The sequence below is a fragment of the Pararhizobium sp. LjRoot255 genome, from assembly GCF_964252905.1.
Taxonomy (GTDB): Bacteria; Pseudomonadota; Alphaproteobacteria; order Rhizobiales; family Rhizobiaceae; genus Pararhizobium.
In genome coordinates this window covers 793443-808711 of the sequence record NZ_CAXUPQ020000002.1, presented here as the reverse complement: position 1 = coordinate 808711, position 15269 = coordinate 793443, and the positions used below count along the sequence as shown (strand labels likewise).

Genomic DNA, 15269 nt, shown 5'->3' with positions numbered 1-15269 from the left:
AAGATCGAATGGAGGAAACCATGAGCAACTGGGTGGAAGTCTGCGCGACCGACGAGATCGACGAAGAGGACGTCATCCGCTTCGACCACGCGGGCAGGACATTCGCCGTCTATCGCAGTCCAGACGACGAGTTCTTTGCGACCGAAGGCCTCTGCACGCATGAGAAAATCCATCTCGCCGACGGGCTGGTAATGGACGACATCATCGAGTGTCCAAAACACAACGGCCGGTTCAGCTACAAGACCGGCGAAGCCAAGGGTGCTCCCGTCTGCATCAACCTGAAGACCTATCCGGTCAAGGTCGAAGCCGGCAGCGTCTTCATCTCGCTTGCCTGAAGGACCCCACCATGTCGCACATCGTCATCATCGGGGCAGGGGAGTGCGGCGCGCGTGCCGCCTTCGCGCTGCGTGAAAAGAATTTCGACGGGCGGATCACACTGGTCGGCGCCGAAGAGCATATGCCCTATGAGCGCCCCCCGCTGTCGAAGGACGCGCTACTGCATGGCCTTGAGCCGAAACTGGTCTCGGACGCAGCCCGCTATGCTGACGCAGGTATCGGCATCCTGACCGGCCACAGCGTCGAAAGCCTTAACCCGGCTGGAAAAACCGTTCAGCTCTCGAACGGCAACAGCCTGATTTACGACCGCCTGCTGCTGGCGACGGGGGCTCGACCACGGCCGTTTCCGGGACTTTCCGGCGCCAATCATCGTGTCAGGACGCTGCGCACACACGGCGACGCCGTCGCGATCCGCGCCGCCCTGCAGCCGGGCAGGCACCTGGCCATCATCGGCGGCGGCTTCATCGGGCTGGAGCTTGCCGCAACCGCCCGCAAGCTCGGTGCGAAGGTGACGCTTGTTGAGGGTTTGCCACGCATCCTCAGTCGCGGCGTGCCCGAGGAGGTGGCCGCGGTGGTCGCCACGCGGCACAAGGCGGAGGGCGTTGAAATCCTCTGCAGCGTGAAGATCCAGGGACTGTCGGAAGATCGTGAAGGCGCATACGTCCTGCTCGATGATGGCCGCACCATTGAAGCCGACCTGATCGTCGTCGGCATCGGTGCCGTCCCGAATGTCGAGCTTGCCCGCGACGCGGGGCTGGCGATCGATAACGGCATTGCCGTCGATACGCATCTTGAAACATCCGATCCGGATATCTTTGCCGCCGGCGATTGCTGCTCGTTCCCGCTGTCGCTTTACGACGGCCGCCGGGTGCGGCTGGAGGCTTGGCGTAACGCCCAGGATCAGGGCACGCTTGCTGCTGCCAATCTGCTGGGGGCAGGGGAGGCGGTATCGGCCGTGCCATGGTTCTGGTCGGATCAATACGACTTGACGCTGCAGATCGCCGGGCTTGCCGACGGCGCGATGCAAACAGTCCGCCGGGATATGACAGACGGGGCTTTCATCCTCTTCCATCTCGACGCCGATGGGCGCCTTTTGGCAGCAAGCGGCATCGGAGCGGGTAACGCCGTTGCCCGCGGCATCCGCCTTGCCGAAATGATGATCGCGGCGAGTGTCCGCCCCGATCCCGTGGTGCTGGCGACACCGGGGACCAAGCTCAAAACATTGCTCGCAGCCTGAAACGCGGGATGCCGCCAGTTTCCTGCGGGATGCGGTTTTCCAACCCGACGCCATTCACCTCAATTTCGATATCACAACAGAACCAGACGGTGGCGGGCACCTGCCGGCCGGCCGCGAAAAGGGGAAAGATCAATGAGACACCGCCGCCCGACCGTGGCCGACCTTCTGTCAATGAAGGGCAAACGCCAGCTCAGCATGCTGCGCGTCGAAACGCTGGATGAGGCGGATGCCGCCGAGCGGGCAGGGGTTGACCTTCTCTCCGTACCACCATCCCTGCTCGGCCCGGCCTTCCGCGAAGCCGCGCCCTCCTGCTTCGCCTTCCCTGGGCTCGAATATGGCGACTTCGTCACAGCGGAGGAATATATCCGGGCAGCCTTCCAGGCGCTGAAGGCCGGCGGCGACGCCGTCTATTGCGCCGCCAGCCTGCAGACAGTGCGCCGCATGCGCGACGAAGGCATCCCCGTCTGCGGCCATCTCGGCCTCATTCCCTCCAAAGCCACCTGGACCGGTGGTTTTCGCGCCGTCGGCAAGACGTCGCTGAGCGCGCTCGAAATCTGGCGCCAAACCACGGCGCTCGAGGAAGCCGGCGCGTTCGCCGCTGAAATCGAAGTCGTGCCCGTCGACGTCGCGAGCGCGATCAGCAAACGCACCTCCATGCTGATGCTCTCGATGGGCGCCGGAGCGGGCTGCGACGCACAATACCTCTTTGCCGACGACGTACTCGGCGCCAACAAGGGCCACGTCCCGCGTCACGCGAAGATCTACCGCAACTTCGCCGCCGAATATGACCGCCTGCAACGGGAGCGCATCGCCGCCTTCTGCGAATATGTCGCGGACGTGAAATCCGGCACCTATCCGGGCAAGGCGCATCTGATTGGTATCGAGCCGGTGGAACTGGAGGCATTCCTGACGTCGCTGGACTAGCGCAATCTTAATAAGGCAATCCCACATAATTTTCGGCAAGTGCCGTCGCCGCCGCACGAGAATGGGTGAGATAGTCGAGTTCGGCTTCCTGGATCTTCTGGTCGAAAGCACCGGTCTCCGGGAAGCGGTGCATCATCGTCGTCATCCACCAGGAAAACCGCACAGCCTTCCAGACGCGGGAGAGGGCGCGGGCCGAATAGGCATCAATGCCGGCGAGTGAGCGGTCCTGGTAATATTCAGCGAGACCTGAAGCGAGGTAGTGGACATCGCTCGCCGCGAGATTGAGCCCTTTGGCGCCGGTCGGCGGCACGATGTGGGCGGCATCTCCGACGAGGAAGAGCTTGCCGAAACGCATTGGCTCGGCAACGAAGGAGCGGAGCGGAGCGATCGATTTTTCGAAGGATGCGCCTGTCACTAGGGCTTCGGCATGATGCGCGGGGAGCCGCCGGCGCAGCTCGTCCCAGAAGCGATCGTCGCTCCAGTCCTCGATCTTCTCGTCAAGCGGACATTGCAGATAATACCGGCTGCGCGTTTCCGATCGCATCGAGCAGAGCGCAAAGCCGCGCGGATGGTTGGCATAGATCAGTTCGTGGCTAACCGGAGGTACGTCGGCGAGAATACCCAGCCAGCCGAAAGGATAGATCTTCTCGAAGGTACGGATGGCGCTTTCGGGAATGGACTTGCGGCTGACGCCATGAAAACCGTCGCACCCGGCGATGTAATCGCAGTCGATGCGATGGGTAACGCCCCCGATCTCGTAGGTCACATACGGTGACTGGCCATCAAAATTGTGCGGGCAGACATCGGATGCATCGTAGATCGTCGTGGCGCCCCTCGCTTCGCGGTGTAGCATCAGGTCGCGCGTCAACTCAGTCTGCCCGTAAACCATGACGCCTTTGCCGCAGGTCAGTTCCTTAAGGTCGATGCGGTGATCGCGCCCATCGAAGGCAAGCGAGAAGCCGTCATGCGGCAGACCCTCGGCGTGCATGCGTGAGCCGGCGCCGGCCTCGTCCATCAGTCCGACCGTGCCTTGCTCCAGCACGCCGGCGCGCACCCGTCCGAGAATATAGTCCTTGCCGACCCGATCCAGAATGACCGCCTCGATCCCGGCTCTCGCCAGCAACTGTCCGAGCAGCAAGCCGGACGGACCCGAACCGATGATGACAACCTGCGTGCGCATCTCTTCCTCCCGAAGCCGTGCATTGCCTCCGTTGTGCCACCGGCACAGGATCGCCTCCATGGACATTGCGGCCAAGAAATTGCACAAATCGAACATTAAGAAATATGCAGGAAGCTGATGCGCGCTATCCCCACATACGACCTTTATGGCGAAAAAACAGGCGATTCACCGGATTTCTGGTTGCATTGCGAAACAATCCCGTCGCGCAGCAGCCTGCATCATTGGGAGATCGGACTGCACCGCCACGAGCAGTTCTTTCAGATCCTGTACATCGAGGCCGGATCCGGAGATGCGATATTCGGCAATGATGTTCATCCGATCGTGCCGCCCGCGGTAATCACGGTGCCCCCGTTCGCGCGCCACGGATTTCGGTTTTCCAAGGACATCGACGGTTATGTCTTCACAGTGCTGACCTCGCACTTGAAGACCATGCCCGCCGACCGTGGCCGGCTTGGCGAGTGGCTGGCCGTGCCACGTCTGACGGGACTGTCAAGGGAGCACGCCGACAGTCGCTATATTGCCGAGACCTTGCATCGGCTCGCCGCGGAAACAGCCGCGCGGCGGACGGGACCCACCGATCTGTGCGAGGCTTATCTGACGGCGGCGCTGAGGCTAACGGCACGGTTGTTTGCCGCCGGACGCGGCGACGAAGAGGACGGAGCAAATGAAAACGAGCGTCGCCTGAACAGGCTGACGGGCCTGATCCACCAGCATCTCCGCTCGCACAAACCAGCATCCTTCTATGCACGCGAACTCGGCATTTCCCCGACGCACCTGAACCGCGTCGTCAAGCAGCTCACCGGCCGCAACACCCAGACACTCATCAATGGCAAACTGATCGACGAAGCCCAGCGTGAACTGCTTTTCACGCAATTACCGGTGCAGGAAATCGGCTACCGTCTCGGCTTTTCCGATCCCGCCTATTTCTCGCGCTTCTTTTTGACTCACACAGGCCTGTCGCCGCGGCAATGGCGGATGGCGCAGAACAGGGTGGCTTGAGCCGTTACCTCTCGGCACGCTTGCGCCCGGTGGAATAACCGAGCTGCTCGGACAGTTCGTGTGCGGCGGCGAGCAGGCTATCGAGATAGGCCTGACGATTGCGCAACCCGTCTTCCTTTGGCGTGACAAGGCAGAGCGTGGCGACGCATTGACCACCGGCCTGATGCACCGGCACGGCGAAGCAATGGGTGAAGGTTTCCACTTCGCTGTTGAAGGTGAAATAGCCGTCGATGGTCGCCTGCCGGACTTCGGAGATGAACCGCGCCGGGTCCAGCCGCTTGCCGCTCGGCAGAACGAAATCGTCGGCGGGAATGAAGTCGACAATCTCCGCGTCGGTGAGATGCGCCACCAGCAGGCGGCCGGAAGCCGTCCACGGGATCGGCACCAGCTCGCCGATGTTGGACGAAATGCGGAATGCGCGCATGCCTTCGCGCATCATGGCGACGGTGTATTTGTTGCCCTCCAGGAGGCACATCTGCGCGGTTTCGCGGGTTTCTTCCGCCAGACGCGCGAGCAGGTCCTCGGATTCGCGCATCAGATCGAACTGGTCGGCGTAGGCCGTGCCGAGGAAATAAAGCTTGCGCCCCAAAAACACCCGGCCGTCGCCGCCCTGATAGTCCAGCATGCCGTGACGCAAAAGAAGATTGATCAGCTCGTAGACCGACGAGCGCGGTGCGCCGATCTCGACTGCGATCTCGTTCGGCCGCATCGGCTGGCGTTTCGTCCGCAGGAATTCGAGAATCTCGAAGGCACGATCAAGACCCCGCGTACGCCGCGATACGATGTCTTCTGCGCCATCAGCCATTCGATCCGTCCTCTTCAAGGGTCAAGGGCGCGACCTTTGCAAGCCGCGCCCGGCATTTCAAGCCCTGTCCGCCCGATAGGCGACGCAATCGACCTCCACCTTGCAATCGACCATCATGCGCGACTGAACACAGGCCCGCGCCGGCGGATTGGCGCCGAAATATTCAGCATAGACGCCGTTGAAGCTCCAGAAGTCGCGGGGGTCGTCAAGCCAGACGCCGACGCGCACCACGTCCTCGATACCGTATCCTGCCTCATGCAGGATGGCGATCAGGTTCTCGATCGCCTTGCGACTTTCAGCAACGATGCCGCCGCGGATGATCTCGCCGTTTTCCATCGGCACCTGACCGGACACATGCAGCCAGCCATTGGCTTCCACCGCACGGGCGAAGGGCAGGGGCTGTCCGCCTGCGCCCGTTTCGCCGGCACCATAACGCTTGATAGTCATGAATCTTCTCTCTTTTGTTTTAGTTGAAACTGGATGTCTTGAGGAATTCCGCGAGCCGCTCGGTTTTCGGCCGGACGAACATCTCCTTCGGGTCGCCTTCCTCGCAGATCACGCCCTGATTCATGAAGATCACCCGCGAGGAGACTTCATAGGCAAAACGCATCTCATGCGTGACGAGCAGCATGCTCATACCATCGGCCGCCAGTCCCTTGATCACCTGCAGCACCTCGCCGACCAGCTCTGGATCGAGCGCCGATGTTACCTCGTCGAACAGCATCAGGCGGGGGTTCATCGCAATCGCCCGGGCGATTGCAACGCGCTGCTGCTGGCCGCCGGAAAGCTGGCCGGGATAGTTATCGGCGCGGGAAGCAAGGCCGACGCGGTCGAGCCATTTTACGGCGACGGCACGCGCCTCGTCGCGCGGCATCTTCTTCACCTTGACGAGACCGAGCATGACGTTCTGCGCCGCAGTCATATGCGGGAAGAGGTTGAACTGCTGGAACGCCATGCCGGTCAGCGCGCGCTGGCGGGCGATGTCCTTCTCGCTCTTGCGCCTGCGGACGGAGCCGGTCTGTTCATAGCCGATGTCCTCGCCCTCGAGCAGGATACGCCCGCCCTGGAATTCTTCCAGCATGTTGATGCAGCGAAGCATCGTCGTCTTGCCGGAGCCGGAGGAACCGATGATCGAGATCACCTCGCCCTCATGCATCGTGCAATCGACCCCCTTAAGCACTTCGACGGTGCCATACTGCTTGCGCAGACCCTGTATTTCGAGAAGTACCTTGCTCATGACGTGGTGCCCTTGGAGCGGGATGCCGAAAAGCGTTTGCGGTTTTCGGAAACATCCCGCGTTAAAACAAAGAGCTAAATCACATGCTTCTTCGAAGGCATGTGATTTAGGACGGAACGGCGGTCTTGCGTTCGACATATTTGCCGAACCGCTCGATGCCGTAATTGATGACGAAGTAGAGAAGCCCGGCGAAAAAATAGAACTGCAGGCTCAGGAAATTGCGCGAGATGATTTCCTGCGTACGCAAGAGCAACTCTGCGACGCCGATAACCGAAAGCAGCGTCGAGGCCTTGACCATCTCGGCCGCCGTGTTCACCCAGGCGGGCAGGAACTGCCGCAGCGCCTGCGGCCAGAGCACATAGGCGAATGTCTGACGGAAGGTCAGCCCGATCGCCTTGGCGGCCTCGGTCTGCCCCTTGGGGATCGCCTGCAATCCGCCGCGCACGATCTCGCCGACATGCGACGAGCAGAAGATCGCCAGAGCCAGAACGCCGGCCTGGAACGGCCCAAGCTCGATACCGATGGTGGAGAGCACATAATAGCTGGCGAGAACCAGCACCAGCACCGGCGTGCCGCGGATGAAGTCGGTATAGGCGCGCACCACGAGCCGCACCACCCCGTTGCCGTAGACGAGCGACAATCCGACGAGAACGCCCAGCAGCGATCCGGCTATGATCGAGAGAAGCGAGATCGACACGGTAACGCCGAGCCCCTTCAGGATAACGAAGCGGGCGATCCAGAGCTGATCGAAGAAGGCGGAGAAATCCGTCATGGTCATCACCTCGGTACCGAAAGCCGCCGCTCGACCAGACGCATCAGCGCGGCAAGCACGGAACAGGTGGCGACATAGAGCCCGGACGCAACGATCCACGTCTCGATGACACGGAAGCTCTCGACATTGATCTTGCGCGCCTCGAAGGTGAGTTCCGGCACGGCGATCGCTGCTGCCAGCGACGTATCCTTGAACAGCGAAATCACGGTCGAAGACAGCGACGGGAGTACGTTGCGCAGCATCAAAGGCACGATGATCGACACGCGGATCTGCATCAGCGTCAGCCCGATGGCGAGCCCGGCTTCCGTCAGCCCTTTCGGGATTGAGATCAGTCCGCCACGAAACACTTCCGCCAGATAGGCGCCGGAATAGATCGACAGCACCGCAACGAAACTCTCGATCTTGCCCAGCCGAACGCCCATCTGCGGCAGCGCGAAATAGGCAAAGAGCACCAGCACGAGGATCGGCAGGTTGCGGATGATCGTCACATAGGTCGCAGCCGGCCGCTGCACCCAGCCACTTTTTGCGGTGAGCGCAAAGGCGACCAGAAGACCGATCACAGCACCGATCAGGATGGAGATGAAAGCCAGACCAAGACTGAGCAACAGGCCTTCGAGAAGCTGGTCGAAGCTGCGCCAGACCGCGGCGAAATTGAGCGTATAACCCATGGCGGCATCCTGCCGTAGAGGGTGGAGGAAGGACGAAGGGCTCAAACCCTTCGTCCCAACGACGTGCCGTGTGGCTTACTTGTACTCGACCGGGAAGCCGATTTGCGGCGGCGTCAGGTCCTTGCCGAACCAGGTCTTGAACGATTTGGCATAGAAGTCGAACTCGACGCCGGTCATCGCCTCGTGCAAGGCGGTATTGACGAAGTTCAGCCAGTCCTGATCGCCGCGCTTGACGCCGCAGGCATAGGTCTGCGGGTTCCAGCCGTAGCCGGCATCCTTATAGCGGCCCTGGTTCTGGGTCATGTACCAGGCGAGCGACGACTGGTCGGTCGCCGCCGCATCGGCGCGGCCGGATTCGAGCGCCTGATAGATCAGGTCGACCGATTCATACTGGTCGACCGTCGCCTCCGGCAGGGCGGCATGGACCATGTCCTCGGCATAGACGTTTTGCAGAACCGAAATGGTGACCGACGAACCGGCCGCCTTCAGCGCTGCATAGTCAGCATGCTTGCCGTCAGCTTTCATCATCAGGCCGACGCCTTCCCGGTAATAGGGAATGGTGAAGGCGATCTGCTGGGCGCGCTCGCCGGTCACCGTCATGAACTGGCAGGTCAGATCCACCTTGTCGGTGGTGATGTTCGGGATGCGCGCGTCGGACGACTGGTTGACGTACTCGATCTTGTCGGGATCGCCGAAGAGCGCCTTGGCGACGATGCGGCCCATGTCGACGTCGAAACCCTGCAGCTTGTCTTCGGAGCTCTTAAAGTGCCACGGCGCATTGGTGCTGCCGGTGCCGAGAACGAGATGGCCGCGGGCCAGAACCTCGTCGAGCTTGCTCGCCGCCTGCTGGGCGGCTGCGGGCATTGCAGAAAGAATGAAGGCGGTTGTCAGCGAAAGCGCGCTGGCGCGGAGCGAAATGATCATGATGTTCCCCTGATGAACGGTCATTCTTATTGTCCGGTATTGTGGACATATGTCTGCTTTACCGGATTGACGTATTCAGCGCCAGGATGCATAAATTGTCAAGACTTGACCGATAGGAATCGGCGCACCAGCCGTGCTGCATTTCCTTGCGCCTGAAATTGCATCTGAAATTTTTTCCGGAGATCTCATGGACAAGCCTGCAGCGACGCTTCGGACCGTGAACACACCGGCCGTGCTGGTCGATCTCGATATCGCCCGCCGCAACATCGATCGCTACCAGGCCTATGCCGATGCGCACGGGCTGAAGGTCCGCCCCCATATCAAGACGCACAAACTGCCTGCAGTGGCGGAAATGCAGCTCAGGGCAGGGGCCGTGGGCATTACCTGCCAGAAGGTGTCCGAGGCCGAGGCCATGGTTGCCGGCAGCTCGGAGATTCGCGACGTACTGATCACCTACAACATCCTCGGCGCAGAAAAACTTGGGCACCTCGCAGCGCTCGCCCGGAAAGTGACGCTCAGCGTCGTCGCCGACAATGAAACGGTGATCGACGGCCTCTCGGCTGTCTTTGCCTGGCAACCGGCGCCGCTTCGGGTTCTGGTCGAATGCAATACTGGCGCCGACCGCTGCGGCGTGCCAACCCCGGAAGCTGCCGCCGCGCTTGCGCAACGAATAGCCAAAGCACCTGGTCTCGTCTTCGGCGGCCTCATGACCTATCCGCCGGCGAACGGCGCGGCTGCGGTCGAATCCTTCATGAGCCGCGCCAAGGCCGTCATCGAGGCGGCGGGGATCGCCGTTCCCGTCGTTACGTCAGGCGGAACCCCGTCGATGATGCATGCCGCCGACGCGCCGGTGACGACCGAATACCGCCCCGGCACCTATGTCTACAACGACCGCTCGCTGGTCTCGCGCGGCGTCTGCGGCTGGGACGACTGCGCACTCACGGTGCTCGCAACCGTCGTCTCGGTGCCATCAGCCAACCGCGCCATCATCGATGCCGGGTCAAAGACGCTGACCTCCGATCTTCTCGGCCTTTCAGGTTACGGCCATGTTCTCGGTCGGGGTGACATCGCCATCGACCAGCTCTCGGAAGAACATGGCCGCCTCGTCTGCGAAGGCCCGATCAATCTCAAGGTCGGCGACAGGCTTCGCATCGTCCCCAACCACGCCTGCGTGGTCACCAACATGGTCGATGCGGTGAATATCGTGGAACAGGGCGAGATAAGCGGCATATGGACGGTCGCGGCGCGCGGGCGGATCGTTTGAGGCCGGAGATAGGCTGAGCCAGCTGCGACAACAATCTGGAGATGCAGGAATTGGCTTCGGCGTTTTCGCAGGTGCTCGCCGGACCTAAGGAAGGCAACGGACGCTCGGCTTGGTGTAACTGACAGGCTTTTTTCTTCGTCTAAAGCAGGCAGTGGGGATGCGGCTCACGCCGATGCCGGCGGCGTAGAAAATAATCAAGATGTCAAAAAAGTCCCAAGGAGGCGTTTTAACAAAGGTAAGCGCGATCGCGCGCAAGATAGGTCAAAAAACGCCGACGGAAATACCACATGTGAACACTGCGGCGTGGGGACAACTAACGAACCAAACCAGCCGAACTCAGCCCAAACAGACCATGTGAAAGCGTGGTCGAAGGGGGGCGAACTAACGATATGAATGCTGCTAACTCGTGCCGCCAATGCAATGTCCAAACCGGCGATAGCAACGTCCCGTCCTTGCGCTGCGAAGACCGGGAGAGGAGCGCCGAACAGGTCGCCGCTATTCCAATCCGAACGCCCTGGTGCCGAGAATTCTGCCCAGCCTTCCGGCCGCACGCCCGTCGGTCGCACTTGCCGCTGAATAACCGGAATTTATGTAGCTCAGCGGAGTGGTGAACGGCTGATCGAATTACCCCATGAACCGAAGGCCGCGCGTTAACGTTGAAAATACAAGTCAATTGGGAGAATGTCTCCGGTATCTGCACGCGCGGCAAGCAAAGCTTTTTTGATGCGGCGATCATTGCTGCATAGCCCGGAGACTTCAATGGATACGACCACCCCCAGCGGTCAGCTTCTTGCCCTGTCTTTCCTGGTGTTCTGGGCGTTGTTGGCAATCCTGCTGTTTAGCGCTGTGCGTTCTGGATTGAATGCAGGGCCGAGCGAAAATGATTTGTCCCACGCGCGGGACGAAATCAGCGGGCGCATAACCCGGCATCTGAATGACAATGCTCGCCAGCTTGGAGCCGCAGGTCGAGCCGTCGAGGCCAAGGCCAGGTCCTATTTCGCCCGCCGCATCGGTAAAATCCATCTCGTAGCGCTGGCCCTCTTCGCCGTGACGACATTGTTTCTCACGATCTGGAATCTGCATGAGGCCAAGTTGAAACGGCCATCTCAAACCCAAGTCCCATCGCCGTCGCGGAACGTTGAATGACCGATTTGGTGGCAGTTGCTACATAATTCCATGAATAACCCTGCCCGAAGCGCTAGGGAGCAATGGACCTCCCTCCCCGAAACGTGACGGCTACCCTCAATGCGCCCATTCGAGCGACCTAAGTCCACCTGCCCGCCATCCTGAAGCGGAGTGGAGACTCCGTTCCCTACAAGATGTTGTAGTTCCCTGAGCAAGCGGGATAAGCAGTCAGATGAGTGTAGGTAAAAGAAATCATTGTTCGGAGAAGGCCCTGGACATACTGTCTGTAATTGGTTTCGCAATGTAACTGAAGAACGTTCTTTCCGTTGTTTGAATCATTATCTCGACGGGCATGCCAGGCGTTGGCGCGAAACCATGGACCCTTGCGATTTCTTCAGACGAGATATTGATGCGAGCCAGATAGACGTCATGCTCTGCCAAGCCTGTCTTGCTGTTTTGCACGGCATCCGCCGAAATATAGAATACGGTTCCTTGCAGCACCGGTGTTGTTCGCTGGTTTAATGCGACCAAACGTATGGTGGCGGTCTGCCCGAGCTTCACGCTGTCGATGTCGTTGCGGGATATCTGCGCTTCAATGATCAAGGGCACGCCCGCAGGAAGTATTTCGAGAATCGCCTTGCCGGTTTCGATCACGCCGCCGGTCGTATGGTAATGGGTACGGACAACAGTACCGGAGACGGGCGCGTTGATCGTCGCGCGCTGGAGCACATTTTCGGCGTCGCGCAATTGTTCGCGAACCGCATCGCGTTCACCTTGTATCGATTGCAGTCGTTCGAGAGCTTCTTCCCGGTAGACACCTTCCGCCCGCAGGATTTCTTGTTGTCCTTTGACCAACTGTGCTTGTGTCTCTGCTATCTCTGCCTCAAGCCGTCCAATCTGCCCCTCAGCCTCGGCAATCGCCCGCTGTATGGCCTTCACCTCATTTGCACGCACCAGTCCTTTGGCCAGCAGGGTCTTCTTGCTTTGATGCTCATCCCCGAGCAGCTCCAGCTGCCGCACGGTCGCATCACGCTGCCGTGTATAACCTACCTCGCGAAATTGCAGAGCTTTTATGTTTTGCTCAAGCAGGGAGAGTTCGCTGGAAAGTTTAAGCTGCTGGGCCTTGAAATTGAGTTGCTGGCTGACGAGGATCGACCAGACATCTTGGTCGGCACGATGCTCGTTCAGCAAGCTCGAGATATCGAGAACAGCGGCGCGCTCGAATTGCGCCGTCAGACGCGCCGCTGTCACGTCCAATCTCATGCGGCGCAGAAACAGCTCCCGTTTTTTTGCCAGCGCCGCGGTCTCGTCGAGCCGTACCAGCGGCTGATTTTCGGCGACCTGATCTCCCTCGCTGACGAGAATTTGCTTGATGATGCCGCCCTCCAGGTGCTGCAAAATCTTGTTCTGGCCTGTGGCAACGAAGCTGCCCTGCGTGATGACAGCTGCCGCGAGGGGGGCTGTGGACGCCCAGGTCCCGAAACCACCGAATGATACGCCCAACAGCACCAACCCGACTGTCGTCTGCTTCCAGATCGATCTTGGAACATCAGCGTACCATTCTATATCGTGGACCTTGGCGATGTCAGACATACGGGCCGTCTCCTACTGCAGTTGATGACCGAAGGCGCCGCCCTCGATGTTTATGCCGCGGGTTTCCAGCGCTTTCAAAACGTCGATGCGCATGCCAAACAGCGCCACCGTTCCGTTCACCAGCAGGAGTATCTTGTCCACGCCTTTGAGGAGCGCGGGCCGCTGGGTGATGGTGACGACGGTGATCTTTTGCTCCTTCGCATGCTGGAGGGCCCGAACGAGTGCAGCATCGCCTGCATTGTCGAGGTTCGAGTTGGGCTCATCCAGCACCACCAGATGGGGATCTCCGAAGAACGCGCGGGCGAGGGCGATACGTTGCTTCTGGCCGCCGGAAAGGGGGGAGCCATCGGCAGCGACCACCGTCTCATACCCATGCGGCAGGGTCGCGATCATCTCATGAACGTCGGCCAGCATCGCTGCGCGATAGACCTGCTCATCTTCGGCGTCCATCCTCATCCGGGCTATATTGGCCTTGATCGTGCCGGGGAAGAGTTGCACGTCCTGCGGCAAGTAGCCGATATTCTCGCCAAATTGGCGCTGGTCCCAGTTGCGCAAATCCATCAGGTCCAGTCTGACATTTCCCGAGGTTGGCAGGATCGATCCCACAAGCATCTTGCCCAGCGTGGTCTTTCCCGCGCCCGAGTTGCCGATAACCGCCAGAGAATCTCCAGGCTGCAGCGAGAATGAGATCCCGTTGAGCACGACACGCTTGGTCCCGTGTGGCACGTAAAGCAGCCGTTCGACGTCAAGGCGTCCTTCGGGCTTCGGCAAATTGAGACGTTCGAAATTGAAAGGCGAAGCCTTCAGCAAGGCCGCTATCCGGCCATAGGCGGCGCGTGACTGGCTGAATTGATTCCATCCCTCGATTGCGCCTTCAATCGGCGCGAGCGCGCGACCGGCGATGATCGATGAGGCGATCACCATGCCGCCGGTCAATTCGCCCTCAACCGCGAGATATGCACCCCAGCCTAGCATCGTAACCTGGGTTAAAAGCCGCGTACCCCTAGAAATCGCTGAAATCGCGATGTTCCTGTCCTGGGCAATGACTTGTGCTTTCAGGGAGGCGGCGGTGTCCTTTCCCCAGATCTGCACTGCTTCCGGTATCATTGCCAGCGCATTGATGATCTGCGAGTTGCGCGTCATCGAATCCAGGTGAAGATTGGCCTTCACCTGAGCCGTGTTTGCATCTGCGAAGGGTGTGGCTGTCATGCGCTGGTTTATCTGCGTGAGAATGAGAAGCAGGATCGCTGTCGTCACGACGATAAATCCGAGATGCGGATGAATGAGGAAAACAGCGAGAAGAAAAACAGGCGCGATCGGCGCATCAAGAAATGACAGCAGCGTTCTCGATACCAAAAAAGAGCGAACCTGCTGAAGATCGCCGAGGGTCTGGTACTCTCGACCATTGCTTTGCAGCGAAGCGCGGGCCGCAGCGCTCAGGATCGGCGCGCCAAGTTGGGCGGCAAACTCCACGGCCGTACGCATCAGGACGAAGCGCCGCAATGCGTCGAACATAGCTTGCAAAATGATCGCGCCGACGATCACGACCGTCAGCATGATCAAAGTGTCGATCGACCGGCTTGTCAGAACGCGATCGGAAATCTGGAACAGATAGATCGGGATCGCCAGGACGAGCACATTGCTCGCGATCGTGAACAACATGACGATCATCAGGTTGTGCCGTACGGCATTGATGCCTGCCTTGAGACTGGCAGTGAAGTCGATCGGCCCCAGACGCTTGTGGAACGTGCCGCGTCCTTTGCCCGATCCTGTGCCGCGGCCACCCGAAAACGGCTTGCCAGCCAAAGGAGGACCGGCCGTAACGGGACCATAGTCGCCCTCAACGACCTTCATGCCATCGACTGCCCTGGCCTCTGGCACGCCGCGTGCCGACGACTCAGGCGAGGCCTTGCAAACCGGCTCAAAGGGCGCGTGGTCTGCTCCCTGAGGCGGCGCAAACGTGTTGCGGACCTTATATGACGGTTGTATCGGCTGGCCCGCCGCCGCGGATTGCTGGCGGGATATGTCTGCTTCTGGCGTAAGTCCGCCCATGCTGGCGTTCAGGCATTCCTCCACGGCACGCTCGAATTTTGCGCATGCTTCCCCCGTAGTGTCATATGCGCCCCGAGCGGTGCATGCGTCCTCAGTCTTGGCCTCTATCGGTCCGGTTGAGCCGGCAAGGCGATTGCGAATATCAAACATTCA

The 15269-nt window shown here is 60.2% G+C and carries 15 protein-coding genes; 6 read left to right on the top strand and 9 right to left on the bottom strand.

Annotated elements, in window-relative coordinates; genetic code table 11:
- Positions 1-20: 20 nt before the first annotated feature.
- The 3 genes from ACSQ2W_RS22855 (at position 21) to ACSQ2W_RS22845 (ending at position 2497) form a co-directional block, all read left to right on the top strand.
- Positions 21-335, top strand: a complete 315-nt coding sequence (locus ACSQ2W_RS22855) for a MocE family 2Fe-2S type ferredoxin (protein ID WP_436088445.1) — start codon at positions 21-23, stop codon at positions 333-335.
- A gap of 11 nt (positions 336-346) precedes the next feature.
- Positions 347-1573: an NAD(P)/FAD-dependent oxidoreductase gene (locus ACSQ2W_RS22850; RefSeq protein WP_436088444.1), complete on the top strand. Its 1227-nt coding sequence runs from the start codon at positions 347-349 to the stop codon at positions 1571-1573.
- Between the two features lie 132 nt (positions 1574-1705).
- Positions 1706-2497 (top strand): 3-methyl-2-oxobutanoate hydroxymethyltransferase, encoded by a 792-nt coding sequence (locus ACSQ2W_RS22845; RefSeq protein ID WP_436088443.1) that lies wholly within the window; start codon positions 1706-1708, stop codon positions 2495-2497.
- A 7-nt stretch (positions 2498-2504) separates the two neighbouring features.
- Here ACSQ2W_RS22845 and pobA read toward each other — a convergent pair whose 3' ends face one another.
- The gene (gene pobA, locus ACSQ2W_RS22840) at positions 2505-3677 is read right to left on the bottom strand and encodes a 4-hydroxybenzoate 3-monooxygenase (protein WP_436088442.1); all 1173 of its coding nucleotides are present in this window, start codon (positions 3675-3677) and stop codon (positions 2505-2507) included.
- A 114-nt stretch (positions 3678-3791) separates the two neighbouring features.
- Here pobA and ACSQ2W_RS22835 point away from each other — a divergent pair, with 114 nt between their 5' ends.
- Positions 3792-4676 carry a helix-turn-helix domain-containing protein gene (locus ACSQ2W_RS22835; protein WP_436088982.1) on the top strand — a complete coding sequence of 295 codons (885 nt, stop codon included), beginning with the start codon at positions 3792-3794 and terminating at the stop codon, positions 4674-4676.
- A gap of 4 nt (positions 4677-4680) precedes the next feature.
- Here the strand turns inward: ACSQ2W_RS22835 and ACSQ2W_RS22830 are convergent, their stop codons facing one another.
- From ACSQ2W_RS22830 to ACSQ2W_RS22805, 6 genes are all read right to left on the bottom strand, one after another.
- Positions 4681-5481 carry an IclR family transcriptional regulator gene (locus ACSQ2W_RS22830; protein ID WP_436088441.1) on the bottom strand — a complete coding sequence of 267 codons (801 nt, stop codon included), beginning with the start codon at positions 5479-5481 and terminating at the stop codon, positions 4681-4683.
- Between the two features lie 57 nt (positions 5482-5538).
- On the bottom strand, positions 5539-5928 hold the full coding sequence (locus tag ACSQ2W_RS22825) for a RidA family protein (protein ID WP_436083927.1): 390 nt from the start codon (positions 5926-5928) through the stop codon (positions 5539-5541).
- 19 nt (positions 5929-5947) lie between these two features.
- A complete protein-coding gene (locus ACSQ2W_RS22820; RefSeq protein ID WP_436088440.1) occupies positions 5948-6718 on the bottom strand; it encodes an amino acid ABC transporter ATP-binding protein in 771 nt (256 codons plus the stop codon).
- Between the two features lie 106 nt (positions 6719-6824).
- Positions 6825-7490, bottom strand: coding sequence for an amino acid ABC transporter permease (locus ACSQ2W_RS22815; protein ID WP_436088439.1), 666 nt, complete (start codon positions 7488-7490; stop codon positions 6825-6827).
- Positions 7491-7495: 5 nt separating this feature from the next.
- The gene (locus ACSQ2W_RS22810) at positions 7496-8158 is read right to left on the bottom strand and encodes an amino acid ABC transporter permease (RefSeq protein WP_436088438.1); all 663 of its coding nucleotides are present in this window, start codon (positions 8156-8158) and stop codon (positions 7496-7498) included.
- A 75-nt stretch (positions 8159-8233) separates the two neighbouring features.
- Positions 8234-9082 (bottom strand): transporter substrate-binding domain-containing protein, encoded by an 849-nt coding sequence (locus tag ACSQ2W_RS22805; RefSeq protein ID WP_436088437.1) that lies wholly within the window; start codon positions 9080-9082, stop codon positions 8234-8236.
- Positions 9083-9269: 187 nt separating this feature from the next.
- Between ACSQ2W_RS22805 and ACSQ2W_RS22800 the strand changes: the two genes are divergently transcribed.
- Positions 9270-10346, top strand: coding sequence for a D-TA family PLP-dependent enzyme (locus tag ACSQ2W_RS22800; RefSeq protein WP_436088436.1), 1077 nt, complete (start codon positions 9270-9272; stop codon positions 10344-10346).
- Between the two features lie 759 nt (positions 10347-11105).
- A complete protein-coding gene (locus ACSQ2W_RS22795) occupies positions 11106-11492 on the top strand; it encodes a hypothetical protein (RefSeq protein WP_436088435.1) in 387 nt (128 codons plus the stop codon).
- 231 nt (positions 11493-11723) lie between these two features.
- Here the strand turns inward: ACSQ2W_RS22795 and ACSQ2W_RS22790 are convergent, their stop codons facing one another.
- Both ACSQ2W_RS22790 and ACSQ2W_RS22785 read right to left on the bottom strand, forming a co-directional pair.
- Complete coding sequence (locus ACSQ2W_RS22790; protein WP_436088434.1) at positions 11724-13064, bottom strand: HlyD family type I secretion periplasmic adaptor subunit; 1341 nt, start codon at positions 13062-13064, stop codon at positions 11724-11726.
- Positions 13065-13076: 12 nt separating this feature from the next.
- Positions 13077-15266 carry a type I secretion system permease/ATPase gene (locus ACSQ2W_RS22785; protein ID WP_436088433.1) on the bottom strand — a complete coding sequence of 730 codons (2190 nt, stop codon included), beginning with the start codon at positions 15264-15266 and terminating at the stop codon, positions 13077-13079.
- Positions 15267-15269 lie beyond the last annotated feature (3 nt).

Coding starts and splice junctions, on each gene's coding strand:
- ACSQ2W_RS22820 (WP_436088440.1), bottom strand. CDS start 6,718: ATGAGCAAGGTACTTCTCGAAATACAGGGTCTGCGCAAGCAGTATGGC.
- pobA (WP_436088442.1), bottom strand. CDS start 3,677: ATGCGCACGCAGGTTGTCATCATCGGTTCGGGTCCGTCCGGCTTGCTG.
- ACSQ2W_RS22805 (WP_436088437.1), bottom strand. CDS start 9,082: ATGATCATTTCGCTCCGCGCCAGCGCGCTTTCGCTGACAACCGCCTTC.
- ACSQ2W_RS22815 (WP_436088439.1), bottom strand. CDS start 7,490: ATGACGGATTTCTCCGCCTTCTTCGATCAGCTCTGGATCGCCCGCTTC.
- ACSQ2W_RS22830 (WP_436088441.1), bottom strand. CDS start 5,481: ATGGCTGATGGCGCAGAAGACATCGTATCGCGGCGTACGCGGGGTCTT.
- ACSQ2W_RS22810 (WP_436088438.1), bottom strand. CDS start 8,158: ATGGGTTATACGCTCAATTTCGCCGCGGTCTGGCGCAGCTTCGACCAG.
- ACSQ2W_RS22790 (WP_436088434.1), bottom strand. CDS start 13,064: ATGTCTGACATCGCCAAGGTCCACGATATAGAATGGTACGCTGATGTT.
- ACSQ2W_RS22850 (WP_436088444.1), top strand. CDS start 347: ATGTCGCACATCGTCATCATCGGGGCAGGGGAGTGCGGCGCGCGTGCC.
- ACSQ2W_RS22785 (WP_436088433.1), bottom strand. CDS start 15,266: ATGTTTGATATTCGCAATCGCCTTGCCGGCTCAACCGGACCGATAGAG.
- ACSQ2W_RS22855 (WP_436088445.1), top strand. CDS start 21: ATGAGCAACTGGGTGGAAGTCTGCGCGACCGACGAGATCGACGAAGAG.
- ACSQ2W_RS22800 (WP_436088436.1), top strand. CDS start 9,270: ATGGACAAGCCTGCAGCGACGCTTCGGACCGTGAACACACCGGCCGTG.
- ACSQ2W_RS22845 (WP_436088443.1), top strand. CDS start 1,706: ATGAGACACCGCCGCCCGACCGTGGCCGACCTTCTGTCAATGAAGGGC.
- ACSQ2W_RS22795 (WP_436088435.1), top strand. CDS start 11,106: ATGGATACGACCACCCCCAGCGGTCAGCTTCTTGCCCTGTCTTTCCTG.
- ACSQ2W_RS22825 (WP_436083927.1), bottom strand. CDS start 5,928: ATGACTATCAAGCGTTATGGTGCCGGCGAAACGGGCGCAGGCGGACAG.